The sequence below is a fragment of the Halopseudomonas sabulinigri genome (genome assembly GCF_900105255.1).
GTDB classification, from domain to species: domain Bacteria; phylum Pseudomonadota; class Gammaproteobacteria; order Pseudomonadales; family Pseudomonadaceae; genus Halopseudomonas; species Halopseudomonas sabulinigri.
In genome coordinates this window covers 2,602,849-2,618,463 of the sequence record NZ_LT629763.1, presented here as the reverse complement: position 1 = coordinate 2,618,463, position 15,615 = coordinate 2,602,849, and the positions used below count along the sequence as shown (strand labels likewise).

Here is a 15,615-nt window from a genome sequence, read left to right as displayed (position 1 = left end):
ATGGGCAAGCATGCCCCTTGGCTCGCCTGGAGGCGAAAACGGAAATGAGCGAACCGCAAAGTTAGCGTGACAGCTGGTCGTTGGTCATCACACGTCAGCTACGAAGACACCTTTAATCTTTCCCGTGCTCCAGCGTGAGAACGCACTGCGGCGTGGATCGCCCTCATCAGCCTTTCGCCCTGATGGCGAGTCAGGGGAAATGCTTGGCCATTTCCCCCGACACCCCCTAGGCCACCCCAACTGCACGGCCCTGCGGGTTCGCTGCGTTGCTCGGCCTGTCGGGGACGCACCTGGCCGGCCGCTTACAAACTCGGCGCTGCGCACCTCAAACACCGCAAGCGTCTTTTTCCCGCCAGACCTGAGCTACTCGCCCGCTCAGACGGGGATTTTCAGTCCGTGCATTGGGTGGGCATCTTTAATACAAACCCGCGAACCCGCGCGGAATCGGACTTTTATAACCCCTGACAAAACGCTGCCATCTCCCCCGCCAGCTGCCGCAGCGCCGGATTCAGCCGCCGCCGATTGATTACCAGCAACATCAAGGGTGATGGCTCGCCGGTCACCTCTGGCAGCAGCCGCACCAGTTCACCGCTGGTCAGATGCTGGGCGATATCCAGATACGACTTGTAGGCAATGCCCTGCCCGCGCAGCGCCCAGCGGCGCACGGTATCGCCATCGTCACTCACCCGGTCACCGTGCACACGCAGGCTGATCGGCTCGGGCGCGGCAAAGCGCCAACGGTCGTGAACCGCCTCGCCCAGGCGAAAGCACAGACAGTTGTGCTGCCGCAGGTTGGCCACCGTCGCTGGCGCGCCGTGCCGCTGGAGATACTCGGGCGAGGCGCAGAGCACGCGGCGGTTGTCGGGTGCCAGGGGGAGGGCAACGAAGCTGGAATCCTCCGGTTGGCCGTAACGCACGGCCAGATCGATCGGCTGCTGGTACAGATCGGCCACGCGATCGCTGACCTGCAGCTCCATCCGAATGCCCGGCTGCCGGGCCAGATAGTTTTCCAGCCAGTCGAGCAGGTGGCTGCGCGCCAGGTTGGACGGCAGGGTCAGACGCAGGGTGCCGGTGAGCGTGGTGGCGTCGGCCTCCAGTGCCTGCTCGGCGTCACGCAGCGCCTGAAAGGCCGCGCGGGCGTGCGGCAGATAGCGCTCGCCGGCTTCGCTCAGGCGCAGGCGTCGGGTAGTACGCTCAAACAACCGGGCGCCGAGTTGCTCCTCCAGCCGCTTGATACTGGCGCTGGCCACCGCCGGGGCCAGGTTCAGCTGGCGTGCGGCGGCGGAAAAGCTGCCGGCCTCCACGGTGTGCAGAAACACCGCCAGGTCGTCGATCCGTTGTATTTTCATGATTACCAATAAAGTGATTCGCCAGAGCTCATGTTTTTCTTCCTCGGCAAGCAAGTCAAGCTATCGGCTCCTTAACGCTTTCCGTTCTTACAGGAGCCACAGCATGAAAGCCGTTGCCTACACCCAAGCCGGTTCACTCGAACGCGCCGATGCACTGATCGACATCGAGCTGCCGCAACCCGCCCCCGGCCCGCAGGACCTGCTGGTCAAGGTCGCCGCCATTTCGGTTAACCCGGTGGACACCAAAATCCGCAGCAAGCGCCCGGCCACGGTCGATGACCCGCAGGTGATCGGTTGGGATGCGGTGGGCGAGGTGGTGGCCGTTGGTGCTGCCGTGCAGGGCTTTGCCGCGGGTGATCGGGTGTTCTACGCCGGTGCACTCGACCGCCCCGGCAGCAACGCCGAGTATCAGTTGGTGGATGCCCGCATCGTTGGCCATGCCCCTGCTTCGCTGAGCGATGCTGAAGCGGCCGCGCTGCCGCTTACCGCCATCACCGCCTGGGAGCTACTGTTTGACCGTCTTGGCGTGGCCGAGAGTGGTGGTGCCGGGCAGACCTTGTTGGTCACCGGTGCCGCTGGTGGTGTGGGATCGATTCTGGTTCAGCTGGCCCGCCAGCTCACCGAGTTGACCGTGGTCGGTACCGCCGCGCGGGCCGAGAGCGCCGAGTGGGCCAAAGAGCTGGGCGCGCATCACGTGATCGATCACAGCCAGCCGATGCTGGCGCAGCTGCAGGCGCTGGGCATCGACAGCGTCGAGCTGATCGCCTCGCTGACCCACAGCAAGGATCACTACGCGCAGTACATCGAATGCATCGCGCCGCAGGGCAAGCTGGGTGTGATTGATGACTTCGACAGCATTGATATTACCCAGCTGAAGAGCAAGTCGGCCTCTTTCCACTGGGAGTTCATGTTTGCCCGCAGCCTGCATCAGACCGCCGATATGGCCGAACAGGGCGTACTGCTCAACCGGGTGGCCGAGCTGCTCGACGCCAGTGCCTTGCGCACGACCTTGGGTGAGCATTATGGGGTGATCAATGCGGCCAATTTGATGCGGGCGCATGCCTTGCTGGAGAGCGGCAAGGCGCGGGGCAAGTTGGTGCTTGAGGGGTTCTGAGCCTTTGCTGCTGATCGCTCCCATGCTCCGGCGTGGGGATGCATGCCCGGACGCTCTGCGTCTCCCAACGTGCGTATGCTTGATCACGCGGTAGGTTGGTCTGATCCGCTTTTCGCCGGATGGCGAGTCAGGGGAAATGCTTGGCCATTTCCCCCGACACCCCCTAGGCCACCCCAACTGCACGGCCCTGCGGGTTCGCTGCGTTGCTCGGTCTGCCGGGGATGCGCGCAAACTCGCTTCGCTCAGACACCGCGCACATCTTTTTCCCGGCAGTCCTGTGCTACTCGCCCGCGCAGACGGGGACTTGGGGTCCGTGCAGTGGTCACCTGTTTCGTTGGAACACTGATCGTTCCCACGCTCTGCGTGGGAATGCGTCTTTGGACGCTCCGCGTCCATACCCGTTGCCCGCTTGCGCATGCTTCAACCGACTGCTAGCCTTCCCGTCGTTGTATCCATTCTTTGCATGAGTCATCTGATGAACCACCCGCTGAGCACCGCTGTAATTGTCGCCTGCGCCCCTCCCGGCGTGGTGTTCGCGTGCTCGCAAGCAGTGGTTCTGTCACCGCCAGCTGCCCCACCGCGGGTTGCCGTTGTTGCTGCGCCACCACGCGCGCACTGAAACACCAAAACATCCTTTTCTGTTCTTCGACGTTTCTCGCCAATTAGCGATTATTAGCGTCGGGAACCTGTGTTTTGACAGGTGATTGTCATGCTATTCAAACAACTGAACTGGGCCGCTATCGGCCCGACCGTGCTCTTTGTCTTGCTCTGGAGTGCGGGTGCAATCTTCTCCAAATGGGGGCTGGAACACGCCTCGGCCTTTGCCTTTTTGCTGCTGCGTTTTGCCCTGGCTTGCGTTGCTCTGGGGCTGCTGGCGCTTACTCGCCGCCGCTGGTTACCGCAGCCGGGCAGCTTCCGCCAGGTAGCGCTGGTGGGGGTGCTGATGACCGGCGGTTACACCATCTTCTACCTGCTCTCGCTGGACGCCGGGCTCACACCCGGGGTGCTGGCAACGGTATTGGGCGTGCAGCCGATCCTTACCCTGATGCTGGTCGAACGCCGCGCCAACCTGCTGCGGCTCTTGGGCCTGCTGCTGGCGCTCGGAGGTCTGACGCTGGTGGTGCTCGACAGTCTGCTGGCGGCGCGCTTCTCGCTGCTGGGCATTGGTCTGTCGTTGGCGGCGCTGTTGTGCATTACGGTGGGCTCCATCTTTCAGAAGGGTATTCAGCAGTCGCCAATGGATGTGTTGCCGTTGCAATACGCCGTGGGTTTGCTGATGTGCGCTCTGGTTGCGCCCTTTCAGCCGTTCGAGGTTGAGTGGTCTGTTGGCTTTGTTGTGCCGCTGCTTTACATGGGCGTGTTGATTTCGGTGGGTGCGACGCTGCTTTTGTATCGGCTGATTCGGATGGGCAACTTGGTGAATGTCACCAGTTTGTTTTATCTGATGCCGGGGTGTACGGCGTTATTGGATTATCTGTTTTTGGGTAATCGGATGGCGATTGGGAGTTTGGTTGGGATGGGGTTGATTGTGGTGGGGTTGGTTTTGGTGTTTCGGCAGCGGGCGTGAGGTTGAGTGCCTGAGCCTCTGATCGTTCCCACGCTCCGCGTGGGAACGGACGCCGCAGTTGGTTGCTTTGATCAGCCTTTCGCCTTGATGGCGAGTCAGGGGAAATGCATGGCCATTTCCCCCGACACCCCCTAGGCCACCCCAACTGCACGGCCCTGCGGGTTCGCTGCGTTGCTCGGTCTGGAGGGGGCACGCGCAAACTCGGCGCTTCGCACCTCAGACACCGCGCGCACCTTTTTCCCGCTAGCCCTGCGCTACTCGCCCGTGCAGACGGGGACTTGGGGTCCTTGCAGTGGTCACCTTTTTTCAGGCATGCCGTGAGTACATTACGTGTAACCCTCAAGACCAGGCTTGGCAAAAGTGCTGAGTAATAGCAATATCGACACACTGCACTCCGCAGTGCCTTACCTTGATGGCATGCAAGCGCTACGCCCTATTTTTCTACTTCTTCTCCCTACCCGGCTGCTTTAGCGGAATAGCGCGCGGATGCCTGACGTATGGCGGATTCATACATTGGGTAATAAGGTTGATTGATGTTCTTAACGTAAGTCTGAGCGTTTAATGGTGAAAAATGAAAATAATAATAACGGCTGTCTGTTTTGCAGTTCTTCTATCTGGGTGTATGACGCGCTCGTTGTTTGAGAATCGTGAATACAAGGAGAATATCTCTTCGATCCTCGTGACCTCAGATGGCAGTAAATTGGTGTTTTTCAGCGATGAGTATCACTATATTTTCCAAGCGCCCCAATTACTTACCGACACCTTCGGCGCGTCGTTCTACCGATCAGTGCAGGCGAATTTCGATCAGTTCTACGTATCCCGCTCCGATACTGTGACAGGAAGCTTTGATCTCATTGTTCCTGTCTCTGCGCCTGATGGTGATAGACAGGCAGCATCTGCGGCTGGATTCGCATGCAAGCGCTTTGGTGAACGAGAGCTCTGCCGAGCTACAGTTGAGATGAAGGGTAAGCGGTACGCGGCCAGTGGGACTCTTCCTGTCGGCAGAAACCATTTGCTGAATAAAAGCTATCTTGTGTACGTATCAGCGGATGAAGGCGCTGGCGCCAAAGCCTTGCTCACGCCGCTTACCGTTGCGGCTGATGGAGCGATTCTGATTGGAGGAGTCGGGCTGGCCTTGGTCAGCGTAACGGGGTTGAGTGTGGTTTGTGCGGGCGAACCAAATGGATGCAAATAGTTGATTGATTGGCCCCACGCTCCAGCGTGGGGCCAAATCCTTACACGGTCTGCGTTGATAGCTCGCAGAAATGTTTATCTAACCCCGGTTTTCATGGCGGAAAATGTGCTTAATTTTTACTCGCTTCATTCGCCAAACAGCTAAAAGCTACGATTTTGACTGCCCGTTATCTTATTTGTCAGGCATATATGCAACTATTACTTAGAGAGTCACTTGCTGTCTATTCAATGATCCGGGACGAGATAAAAAACGTTCTGGATCATGAGTCAGCCTGTGACAAAGGATACCGTAACTTCGCGTTAGCTCAACTTCACTATTATTCAGAGCGATGCCAATCACTGAATGTTTTGCTTCAGGAGTGGAAGCTTTGGGATTCCGATATCATAATGAGGGCCGCGCTTGAGTGCGCGACACGCTTCATTTACGTGAGCTCAGCGCGAGAAAAAGACCGGCCAGAATTAATCTATGAATACAGCGTGGCCCTAAATGAGATTGCGGATATTCAGAGATCTGAGAAAGCAAAGCAATTCGTAGATGTTAATGAAGATATCGACTCTCTAACATTGATTGGAGGGGTGATTTTATCGGCTGAACGAGAAGAAGAACTTCGGGTGCGTTGGCCAAAATCAAAGCGCAACCCCATAAAGCAAAAGTGGTCGTTTACGGAGATCGTTAGAAAACTCGCCGAGTTTAGCGAGCCGGGACTAGATCTCCGAGGTTATAAAAGCCTATTGCACAGTTATGGCCTAAGTAGTCATTTAATTCATGCAGATCAAACGGCAATTGACGTTGTTTGGGATAGGGCACACAGAGAACCGGCAGTCAAAATTGCACAGGAAAGAGCACATTATGCTCGTTTGGCTACTACTCAGACAACAATGCTTTTTCTTTGTTGGCGTGCGCTTGTCTATGCAACGGGAGTCGACTCGAGAAACCGAAACGTGGTTGAGGCCTTGGTGCAAATGGAAAGTAAGGCAGAGGTGTACCACGAAGAGTTTGCTCGCACTCAAGACGCGTTCTATGAAAAGCACGGCACTTCAAATTTCTAACTAACGGTTCCAAGGGATTTTTGCGCCCTCAAGCTCTGTAATATTGCGTATTGCCTAAAGGCCAAATTGAGAACTGAAAAAAAAACCCTTGAATTCGCATTTTTGAAAATAACAGTCGTTAGAGAGATTTAATTACCCCAAACGTCCATTTATCTCTTGGTTTTCCACCAGCTTTACCCACTGCAGATAATACTGCCCGCTTCCCGCTTGACGCGCCAGTGTCCACCAGCTTACCTTTACGTTAACGTAAAGCAGTCATCAAAGACGATCCATGACCCAGACCTACAGCATTTCCGACCTCGCCCGTGAGCTGGATATCACCACGCGGGCGATTCGTTTTTATGAGGAGCAGAACATGCTCAGCCCGGAACGGCGTGGGCTGGAGCGGGTTTATAGCGCCAAGGACAAGGTGACGCTGAAGCTGATTCTGCGTGGCAAGCGCATTGGCTTTTCGCTGGCGGAGTGCAAGGAGTTGATCGAGCTGTACGACCCCGGTCATGGCAACCGCAAGCAGCTGGAAACCTTTATGCAGAAGATTGCTGAGCGGCGTACGCAGCTGGCGCAGCAGTTGCTCGATATTGAACAGATGCAGATTGAACTGGATACCGCCGAGGAGCGGTGCCGCTCGGCGTTGGCGCAGACGCTCTGATCTGCTGCCAGCCACATTTCTACTGAACAAAAATAACAGCAGGTGGAATCATGCATTATCCGTCGTTCAATTTCGGTCTTGGCGAGACCATCGACATGCTGCGCGAGCAGACCCGCAACCTGGTTGATGCCGAGCTGGCGCCGCGTGCCGCCGAGATCGACCGGGAGAATCAGTTTCCGCAGGATATGTGGCGGCGCTTTGGCGACATGGGGCTGCTGGGCATTACCGTGCCTGAGGAGTGTGGCGGCTCGGGGCTGGGGTATCTGGCGCATGTGGTGGCGATGGAGGAGATCAGCCGTGGGTCGGCCTCGGTGGGCTTGTCCTACGGGGCGCACTCGAACCTGTGCGTGAACCAGATCAACCGCAACGGCACGCCGGAGCAGAAGGCGCAGTACCTGCCCAGGCTGATCAGCGGTGAGCATATCGGGGCGTTGGCGATGAGTGAGCCGAACGCCGGTTCCGATGTGGTCAGCATGAAGCTGCGGGCCGAGCGCCGGGGCGATCACTTCGTGCTCAATGGCAGCAAGATGTGGATTACTAACGGCCCGGACGCGCACGTTTACGTCATTTACGCCAAGACCGAACCGGAGCGTGGCCCCCACGGCATCACCGCCTTTATCGTCGAGCGCGATTGGGCCGGTTTCTCCCGCAGCCCCAAGCTGGACAAGCTCGGCATGCGCGGCTCGAACACCTGTGAGCTGGTGTTCAACAACGTCGAGGTGCCGGTTGAGAACATCCTCGGACAGGTCAACGGCGGCGTGAAGGTGTTGATGAGCGGCCTGGATTACGAGCGCGTGGTGCTCTCCGGTGGCCCGACCGGGATCATGCAGAGCTGCATGGACGTGGTGGTGCCCTATATCCACGACCGTCAGCAGTTCGGCCAGAGCATTGGCGAGTTCCAGCTGATCCAGGGCAAGGTCGCCGACATGTACACCCAGCTGAACGCCAGCCGCGCCTACCTCTACACAGTGGCGCAGGCCTGCGACCGTGGCGAGACCACGCGCAAGGACGCCGCCGGGGTAATTCTCTACACCGCCGAGCGTGCGACGCAGATGGCGCTGGACGCGATCCAGATTCTCGGCGGCAACGGTTACATCAACGATTACCCCACCGGCCGCCTGCTGCGCGACGCCAAGCTGTACGAGATCGGTGCCGGCACCAGCGAGATTCGACGCATGCTGATCGGCCGGGAGCTGTTCAATGAAACCCGCTGAGCGCCGCGCCAAGGGAGACTTCGCATGGCTGTGCTAACCACTCAACTGAGCGCGGGCAGCCCCGCGTTTCACGCCAATGCCGATGCCATGCGCGCGCTGGTGGATGACCTCAAGACCCTGTTGGCAGGCATCGCCCAGGGCGGTGGCGAGGCGGCCAATGCGCGGCATCTGGCGCGTGGCAAACTGCTGCCGCGCCAGCGCGTGGACGCCCTGCTCGACCCCGGCTCAGCCTTTCTGGAAATTGGTCAGCTGGCCGCCCATGAGGTCTACGGTGAGTCGGTGCCAGCCGCCGGGGTGATCGCGGGTATCGGCCGGATCGAAGGCGTTGAATGCATGATCATCGCCAATGACGCCACGGTGAAGGGCGGCTCTTACTATCCGCTGAGCGTGAAGAAGCACCTGCGGGCGCAGACCATCGCTCGCGAGAACCGCCTGCCCTGCGTCTATCTGGTCGACTCCGGTGGCGCCAACCTGCCACGCCAGGACGAGGTGTTCCCGGACCGTGAGCACTTCGGGCGGATCTTCTTCAATCAGGCCAACATGAGCGCCGCGGGCATTCCGCAGATCGCCGTGGTGATGGGCTCCTGCACCGCCGGCGGCGCCTACGTGCCGGCGATGGCCGACGAGACCATCATGGTGCGTGAGCAAGCGACCATCTTCCTCGCCGGGCCGCCGCTGGTGAAAGCCGCGACTGGCGAGGTGGTCAGCGCCGAGGCACTGGGCGGCGCCGATGTGCATTGCCGCACCTCCGGGGTGGCCGACCATTACGCCGAGAATGACGAACACGCCCTGGCTCTGGCCCGCCGCTGCATCGCCAATCTGAACTGGCACAAGCAGGACGAGCTGAACAGCCGCCCAGTACTGCCGCCACGCTATCCGGTGGAGGAGCTGTACGGGGTGATTCCGGCGGACAGCAAGCAGCCGTTCGACGTGCGCGAGGTGATTGCGCGGCTGGTCGACGACAGCGCGTTCGATGAGTTCAAGGCGCTGTTCGGCACCACGCTGGTGTGCGGGTTTGCGCACCTGCACGGCTACCCGGTGGCGATTCTGGCCAACAACGGCATCCTGTTTTCCGAGGCCGCGCAGAAGGGCGCGCACTTTATCGAGCTGGCCTGTCAGCGCGGCATTCCGCTGCTGTTCCTGCAGAACATCACCGGCTTTATGGTCGGCAAAAAATACGAGGAAGGCGGCATCGCCAAGCACGGCGCCAAGCTGGTGACCGCGGTGGCCTGTGCCCGGGTGCCCAAGTTCACGGTGATCATCGGCGGCAGTTTTGGCGCCGGTAACTACGGCATGTGCGGCCGCGCCTACGATCCGCGCTTCTTGTGGATGTGGCCGAATGCGCGCATCTCGGTGATGGGCGCCGAACAGGCCGCAGGCGTGCTTGTGCAGGTCAAGCAGGAGCAGGCCGAGCGCAGTGGCGAGCAGTTCAGCGCCGAGCAGGCCGAGGCCCTGCGCCGACCGATCCTCGATCAGTACGAACGTCAGGGCCACCCCTACTACGCCAGCGCCCGCCTGTGGGACGACGGCGTGATCGACCCGGCGCAGACCCGCGATGTACTCGGGCTGGCGATTTCCGCCGCACTCAACGCACCGATCGAAGCGACCCGCTTCGGCGTGTTCCGCATGTAGCCTGCGGGCAAGCGAGATGACGACCATGAGTCAGTACCACACCCTGGAACTGGAATTTTCCGCGCAGGGCATTGCCACCCTTTGGCTGGCGCGCCCTGACAAGAACAACGCCTTCAACGCCCAGATGATCCGCGAGCTGCTGGATGCGCTGGATGCGGTGGCGGCTAACCCGGCGGTGCGCTTTATGCTGTTGCGCGGCCGCGGCAAGCATTTCTCCGCCGGTGCCGATCTGGCCTGGATGCGCGACTGCGCGGCGCTGGATTACAACGCCAATCTGGACGACGCCCGCGAGCTGGCCCAGCTGATGGCCTCGCTGGCGCAGCTCAAGGTGCCGACGCTGGCGGTGGTGCAGGGCGCGGCCTTTGGTGGCGCGCTCGGGCTGATCAGTTGCTGCGACATGGCGATTGGCGCGGACGACGCGCTGTTCAGCCTGTCGGAGGTGCGTATTGGCCTGCTGCCGGCGGTGATCAGCCCCTATGTCTCCCAGGCCATCGGCGCCCGCGCTACCCGCCGCTATGCGCTGACCGCCGAACGCTTTGACGGCCTGCGCGCCCGCGAATTGGGGCTGCTCGCCGAGTGCTATCCGGCGGCCGAGCTGGATGCGGCGCTGGCGCGGTGGATCGGCAACCTGCTGCAGAACGGCCCGCAGGCGATGATGGCCACCAAGGCGCTGCTGCAGGAAGTCGGGCTGGGTGAAATGAGCACCCCGCTGCGCCGCTACACCGAGGCAGCGATTGCCCGGGTGCGGATCAGCCCCGAAGGTCAGGAGGGCCTGTCGGCCTTCCTGGAAAAACGCCAACCCGACTGGTGCGCGAGCCATGATTGATTCCCTGCTGATTGCCAACCGCGGCGAGATTGCCTGCCGCATCATGCGCACCGCGCGCGAGTTGGGTATCGCCACCGTGGCGGTACACAGCGATACCGACCGCGACGCCCTGCACGTGCGCTGCGCCGATCAGGCGGTCAACCTGGGTGGCGCGCGGCCGAGCGAGAGTTATCTGCGGGTTGAGGCGATCATCGCCGCGGCCCAGGCCACCGGTGCCCAAGCGATTCACCCCGGTTACGGCTTTCTCTCCGAGAACGCCGATTTCGCCCGCGCGGTCGACGCCGCCGGGTTGATCTTCGTCGGCCCGCCCGCCAGCGCGATTGACGCCATGGGCAGCAAGTCGGCGGCCAAGGCGCTGATGGACGCCGCCGGGGTGCCGCTGGTGCCCGGGTATCACGGCGCCGATCAGGCGCTGGAGACCTTCCGCGTCGAAGCCGCCAAGATCGGCTATCCGGTGCTGCTCAAGGCCGCCGCCGGTGGCGGCGGCAAGGGCATGAAGGTGGTCGAGAGCGAGGCGCAACTGAGTGAGGCGCTGTCGTCGGCCCAGCGTGAGGCGCAGGCCGCCTTCGGCGATGCGCGCATGCTGGTCGAGAAATACGTGCTGCAGCCGCGCCACGTCGAGATTCAGGTGTTTGCCGACCAGCACGGCAACGCGGTGTATCTGGCCGAGCGCGACTGCTCGATCCAGCGGCGCCACCAGAAGGTGGTGGAAGAGGCGCCGGCGCCCGGCCTGTCGCCCGAATTGCGTCGGGCGATGGGCGAGGCGGCGGTCACCGCCGCACCCGCCATCGGCTATGTTGGCGCCGGTACCGTGGAGTTTCTGCTCGACGCCCGCGGCGAGTTCTTCTTCATGGAGATGAACACCCGTCTGCAGGTCGAGCACCCGGTGACCGAGCTGATCACCGGGCAAGATCTGGTCGCCTGGCAGCTGCGTGTGGCGCAAGGGCAGCCGCTGCCGCTGAGCCAGGAGCAGATTGTGCTGCACGGCCACGCCATCGAAGTGCGGCTCTACGCCGAAGACCCGGAGCAGGACTTTCTGCCCGCCAGTGGCGAGCTGACGCTGTACCGCGAACCAGCGGCGGGCGTTGGGCGGCGGGTCGACAGCGGGGTGGTCGAGGGCGACCGCGTCTCGCCGTTCTACGACCCGATGTTGAGCAAGCTGATTGCCTGGGGCGAAGACCGGGAAACCGCCCGCCGCCGTTTGCTGGCGATGTTGGCCGAGCAACAGTTGGGCGGGGTACACAGCAACCTCGCCTTCCTGCGCCGGGTGCTGGCGCATCCGGCCTTTGCCGCCGCCGAGCTGGATACCGGTTTTATTGGTCGGCATGCCGACGCCCTGCTGCCCGCGCCCGCCCCGTTGCCCGACGCCTTCTGGGCGCTGGCCGCGCGTGCCTGGCTGCTGACGGCACCTACCGCTGCGCGTGCCGATGACCCGCACAGCCCCTGGGCCGCGGCCTGCGGCCTGCGCCTTGGGCTGGCGTGCGAGCAGCGCCTGCATCTGCGCTGTGGCGAGGCCGAGGCACGCGCCCTGCCCGCTACGGGTGTCAGCCTGTTGGGCGATCAGTTGCTGGTCGATGGCCGTCGCCGCGCCGTGCAGCGCCGCGGTCAGTGGCTGTTTGTCGAGTGGGACGGACAGCTGCAGCGGGTCACGCAGGTAGACCCGATCAGCGAGGTGGAAGCGCTGCAACACGGCCACGGCGGGCTGACCGCACCGATGAACGGCAGCGTGGTGCGGGTGCTGGTCGAACCGGGTCAGCAGGTGGCTGCCGGCGAGCTGCTGGTGGTGGTCGAGGCGATGAAAATGGAGCACAGTATTCGCGCTGCCGAGGCCGGCGAGGTCACGGCGATTCACTGCGCCGAGGGCGATCTGGTCGAGGAAGGCCGGGTGCTGGTGGCGCTGCAACCGCTTGCTGAGGAGGCAACGGCATGAGCATGCCGCAACAGGTGCGACTGGTCGAAGTGGGCCCGCGCGATGGCCTGCAGAATGAAAAACAGCCGATCAGCGTTGCCGACAAGGTACGCCTGGTCGATGACCTGAGCGCTGCCGGGCTGCGCTATATCGAAGTCGGCAGCTTCGTCTCGCCCAAGTGGGTGCCGCAGATGGCCGGCTCGGCCGAGGTATTTGCCGCGATACAGCAACAGCCCGGCGTGACCTACGCGGCGCTGGCGCCCAACCTCAAGGGGTTTGAAGGCGCGCTGGAAGCCGGTGTGAAGGAAGTGGCGGTGTTTGCCGCGGCCAGCGAGGGGTTTTCCCAGAAGAACATCAACTGCTCGATTGCCGAGAGTCTGCAGCGCTTCGAACCGATTATGGCGGCGGCCAGGGAGCACGGCGTGCGGGTACGCGGTTATATCTCCTGCGTGCTCGGTTGCCCGATTGATGGCGACGTGGCGCCGGAGCAGGTCGCCGCGATTGCCCGCGAGCTGCTCGACAGCGGCTGCTACGAGGTCTCGCTCGGCGACACCATCGGCGTCGGCACCGCCGGCGATACCCGGCGGCTGATCGAGGTGGTCGGCCGAGACATCGACCGCCGCCTGCTAGCCGGGCATTTTCACGATACCTACGGGCAGGCGCTGGCGAACATTCACGCCAGCCTGCTGGAAGGCGTGGCGGTGTTCGACAGCTCGGTCGCCGGGCTGGGCGGTTGCCCGTATGCCAAGGGCGCGACTGGCAACGTCGCCAGCGAAGACGTGCTCTACCTGCTCAACGGGCTGGGTATCGAGACGGGCGTCGATATGGCCGCGCTGGTGCAGGCCGGTCAGCACATCTGCAACGTGCTCGGCAAAACCAACGGCTCGCGCGTGGCGCGGGCCTTGCTGGCGCGGGAGCAGGCATGAGCACGCCCTTGTGGTCGCCCTCAGCCGAGCGCGTAGCGGCCACGCAGATGGACGCCTTTCGTCGCCGGGTCAATCAGCAACACGGGCTGGCGCTGGCCGATTACACCGCGCTACACCAGTGGAGTATCGATGAACCGGCGGCGTTCTGGGCCTTGCTGGCCGAGTTCTTTGCGGTGGATTTCAGCCAGCCGGCGCAGCAGGTGCTGCGTAACCCGGATGCCATGCCCGGTGCCGAGTGGTTTGCTGGCGCCGAGCTGAATTTCGCCGCGCACCTGCTGCGCCGGCGCGATGACCACGCGGCCCTGGTGGCCATCAGTGAAGACGGTCAGCGCGAGCAACTCAGCTACGCTGAGCTGGCTGCCCGGGTGGCCGGATTGCAGCGGCATCTGCTGGCGCTGGGCGTGGCACCCGGTGACCGTATCGCCGCGCTGATGCCCAACACCTGGCAGACGGTGGTGGGCATGCTTGCCGCCGCCAGCATCGGCGCTATCTGGTCGTCCTGTTCGCCGGACTTTGGCATCCAGGGCGTAGTGGACCGCTTTGGCCAGATCGAACCGCGGGTACTGATTGCCTGCAGCGGCTACCGCTACGCCGGCAAGCAACTGGACATGAGCAGCAAGCTGCGCGAGATACTGCCGCAGCTTACTGGCATGCAGCAGCTGATTCTGGTGCCCTACGGCGGCGTACCGGCGGAGCCAGCGGATTTTGAATCCGTTGTGCCCTGCGTCACCTGGAATCGTGCCTGTACGCCCGGTGGTGAACCCTTGTTCGCTGCCCTGCCGTTCAATCACCCGCTCTATATTCTCTACTCCAGCGGCACCACCGGCGTGCCCAAGTGCATCGTCCACGGCGCTGGCGGCACCCTGCTGCAGCACCTGAAAGAGCACGGGCTGCACACCGACCTGACCCGCGATGACGTGCTGTTCTACTTCACCACCTGCGGCTGGATGATGTGGAACTGGCTGGTCTCCGGCTTGGCGCTGGGCGCGACGCTGGCGCTCTATGATGGCTCACCGTTTGAGCCCTCAGCAGAGTGGCTGATCGACCTGATCGATGCGGAAAATATTAGTATCTTCGGCACCAGCGCCAAGTATCTCGCCGCGCTGGAAAAGGCCGGCGTGGACCCCTCCGCCAGCCATCGGTTAAGCCATCTGAAAACCGTGCTTTCCACCGGTTCGCCGTTGGCGCACGAAGGTTTTGATTACGTCTACCGCTGCTTCAAAAGCGATCTGTGCCTGTCGTCGATCTCCGGCGGCACCGACATTTTTTCCTGCTTTGCCCTGGGCAACCCGACGCTGCCGGTCTGGCGCGGCGAGTTACAGAGCAAGGGGCTGGGTATGGCCGTTGAAGTGTGGGATGACGATGGGCAAGCTATTAGTAGCAGGTTGTTGAAAAGCGTAGGCGAGGCAGGCAGCGCAAGGCAAAAGCAGGCGAAGAAGCGCAGTTTACGTGGTGTAAATGAGCATTCTGAGCCTGCTTTTAACGCCGCGATGGCAACGCAGGTAGGTTTTCAAGGGCCTGCCAAGGGCGAGCTGGTCTGCACGCGCCCCTTCCCCTCCATGCCGTTGGGTTTCTGGCAGGATGAGGACGGCAGTCGCTACCGCGCGGCGTACTTCGAGCGCTTCCCCGGCGTCTGGGCGCACGGCGATTACGCCGAAGAGACCGCCCACGGCGGTATGCTGATCCACGGTCGCTCGGATGCCGTGCTTAACCCCGGCGGCGTGCGCATCGGCACGGCGGAGATCTACCGGCAGGTAGAGAAGGTCGAGGCGGTGCTGGAATCGCTGGCCATTGGTCAGCAGTGGCAGGGTGATGTGCGGGTCGTGCTCTTTGTGCGCTTGCGTGATGGTGTGTTGCTGGATGAAGCGCTGGCGGGTGAGATACGCCAGGTAATCCGCAGCAACACTACGCCGCGTCACGTGCCGGCGAAGATCATCGCCGTGGCTGATATCCCGCGTACCCGCAGCGGCAAGATTGTCGAACTGGCCGTGCGTAATGTGGTGCACGGCCAGGCGGTAAAGAATACCGATGCGCTGGCCAATCCCGAGGCGCTTGAGCTGTTCCGCGACTTGCCGGCGTTGCAGGAGCAATAGCCCCAGCGTCGCTGCAATGGTTAGCGCGGCACGCGGCGAGTGCCGGGCTCCATCCCGGCCATGAGCTTTCCTGACTCAAATAAAGCGCGCGA

The 15,615-nt window shown here is 62.0% G+C and carries 12 protein-coding genes; 11 read left to right on the top strand and 1 reads right to left on the bottom strand.

The annotated features are described in order from the left end of the window. Nucleotides 1-452 precede the first annotated feature (452 nt). Complete coding sequence (locus BLU26_RS11780; protein WP_231701937.1) at nucleotides 453-1,349, bottom strand: LysR family transcriptional regulator; 897 nt, start codon at nucleotides 1,347-1,349, stop codon at nucleotides 453-455. Nucleotides 1,350-1,452: 103 nt separating this feature from the next. Here BLU26_RS11780 and BLU26_RS11775 point away from each other — a divergent pair, with 103 nt between their 5' ends. The 11 genes from BLU26_RS11775 to BLU26_RS11725 all read left to right on the top strand — a co-directional run bounded on the left by BLU26_RS11775 (nucleotide 1,453) and on the right by BLU26_RS11725 (nucleotide 15,523). Beyond that, nucleotides 1,453-2,463: a zinc-binding alcohol dehydrogenase family protein gene (locus BLU26_RS11775; RefSeq protein ID WP_092286896.1), complete on the top strand. Its 1,011-nt coding sequence runs from the start codon at nucleotides 1,453-1,455 to the stop codon at nucleotides 2,461-2,463. Nucleotides 2,464-3,172: 709 nt separating this feature from the next. Beyond that, complete coding sequence (locus BLU26_RS11770) at nucleotides 3,173-4,030, top strand: DMT family transporter (protein WP_092286894.1); 858 nt, start codon at nucleotides 3,173-3,175, stop codon at nucleotides 4,028-4,030. Nucleotides 4,031-4,664: 634 nt separating this feature from the next. Continuing rightward, nucleotides 4,665-5,225, top strand: a complete 561-nt coding sequence (locus BLU26_RS11765; protein WP_157719359.1) for a YidX family protein — start codon at nucleotides 4,665-4,667, stop codon at nucleotides 5,223-5,225. 188 nt (nucleotides 5,226-5,413) lie between these two features. Next, the gene (locus tag BLU26_RS11760) at nucleotides 5,414-6,274 is read left to right on the top strand and encodes a DUF5677 domain-containing protein (protein WP_157719358.1); all 861 of its coding nucleotides are present in this window, start codon (nucleotides 5,414-5,416) and stop codon (nucleotides 6,272-6,274) included. A 271-nt stretch (nucleotides 6,275-6,545) separates the two neighbouring features. Next, entirely contained in the window at nucleotides 6,546-6,923 is a 378-nt protein-coding gene (locus tag BLU26_RS11755) for a MerR family transcriptional regulator (RefSeq protein WP_092286888.1), read from the top strand. Nucleotides 6,924-6,973: 50 nt separating this feature from the next. Beyond that, nucleotides 6,974-8,137: an isovaleryl-CoA dehydrogenase gene (locus tag BLU26_RS11750; protein WP_092286886.1), complete on the top strand. Its 1,164-nt coding sequence runs from the start codon at nucleotides 6,974-6,976 to the stop codon at nucleotides 8,135-8,137. A 24-nt stretch (nucleotides 8,138-8,161) separates the two neighbouring features. Then, a complete protein-coding gene (locus tag BLU26_RS11745) occupies nucleotides 8,162-9,769 on the top strand; it encodes a carboxyl transferase domain-containing protein (RefSeq protein WP_092286884.1) in 1,608 nt (535 codons plus the stop codon). A gap of 25 nt (nucleotides 9,770-9,794) precedes the next feature. Further along, the gene (locus tag BLU26_RS11740) at nucleotides 9,795-10,595 is read left to right on the top strand and encodes a gamma-carboxygeranoyl-CoA hydratase (protein ID WP_092288466.1); all 801 of its coding nucleotides are present in this window, start codon (nucleotides 9,795-9,797) and stop codon (nucleotides 10,593-10,595) included. Further along, nucleotides 10,588-12,525 carry an acetyl/propionyl/methylcrotonyl-CoA carboxylase subunit alpha gene (locus tag BLU26_RS11735; RefSeq protein WP_092286882.1) on the top strand — a complete coding sequence of 646 codons (1,938 nt, stop codon included), beginning with the start codon at nucleotides 10,588-10,590 and terminating at the stop codon, nucleotides 12,523-12,525. Before BLU26_RS11740 ends, BLU26_RS11735 begins: the two co-directional genes overlap by 8 nt. Next, a complete protein-coding gene (locus BLU26_RS11730) occupies nucleotides 12,522-13,430 on the top strand; it encodes a hydroxymethylglutaryl-CoA lyase (RefSeq protein WP_092286880.1) in 909 nt (302 codons plus the stop codon). Before BLU26_RS11735 ends, BLU26_RS11730 begins: the two co-directional genes overlap by 4 nt. Continuing rightward, nucleotides 13,427-15,523: an acetoacetate--CoA ligase gene (locus tag BLU26_RS11725; protein ID WP_092286878.1), complete on the top strand. Its 2,097-nt coding sequence runs from the start codon at nucleotides 13,427-13,429 to the stop codon at nucleotides 15,521-15,523. Before BLU26_RS11730 ends, BLU26_RS11725 begins: the two co-directional genes overlap by 4 nt. The last annotated feature ends 92 nt before the right edge of the window (nucleotides 15,524-15,615 follow it).

Bases quoted from the DNA above. Each gene is read 5' to 3' on its own strand.
- BLU26_RS11775 (WP_092286896.1), top strand. From the start codon at position 1,453: ATGAAAGCCGTTGCCTACACCCAAGCCGGTTCACTCGAACGCGCCGAT.
- BLU26_RS11760 (WP_157719358.1), top strand. From the start codon at position 5,414: ATGCAACTATTACTTAGAGAGTCACTTGCTGTCTATTCAATGATCCGG.
- BLU26_RS11770 (WP_092286894.1), top strand. From the start codon at position 3,173: ATGCTATTCAAACAACTGAACTGGGCCGCTATCGGCCCGACCGTGCTC.
- BLU26_RS11730 (WP_092286880.1), top strand. From the start codon at position 12,522: ATGAGCATGCCGCAACAGGTGCGACTGGTCGAAGTGGGCCCGCGCGAT.
- BLU26_RS11740 (WP_092288466.1), top strand. From the start codon at position 9,795: ATGAGTCAGTACCACACCCTGGAACTGGAATTTTCCGCGCAGGGCATT.
- BLU26_RS11750 (WP_092286886.1), top strand. From the start codon at position 6,974: ATGCATTATCCGTCGTTCAATTTCGGTCTTGGCGAGACCATCGACATG.
- BLU26_RS11745 (WP_092286884.1), top strand. From the start codon at position 8,162: ATGGCTGTGCTAACCACTCAACTGAGCGCGGGCAGCCCCGCGTTTCAC.
- BLU26_RS11725 (WP_092286878.1), top strand. From the start codon at position 13,427: ATGAGCACGCCCTTGTGGTCGCCCTCAGCCGAGCGCGTAGCGGCCACG.
- BLU26_RS11780 (WP_231701937.1), bottom strand. From the start codon at position 1,349: ATGAAAATACAACGGATCGACGACCTGGCGGTGTTTCTGCACACCGTG.
- BLU26_RS11755 (WP_092286888.1), top strand. From the start codon at position 6,546: ATGACCCAGACCTACAGCATTTCCGACCTCGCCCGTGAGCTGGATATC.
- BLU26_RS11735 (WP_092286882.1), top strand. From the start codon at position 10,588: ATGATTGATTCCCTGCTGATTGCCAACCGCGGCGAGATTGCCTGCCGC.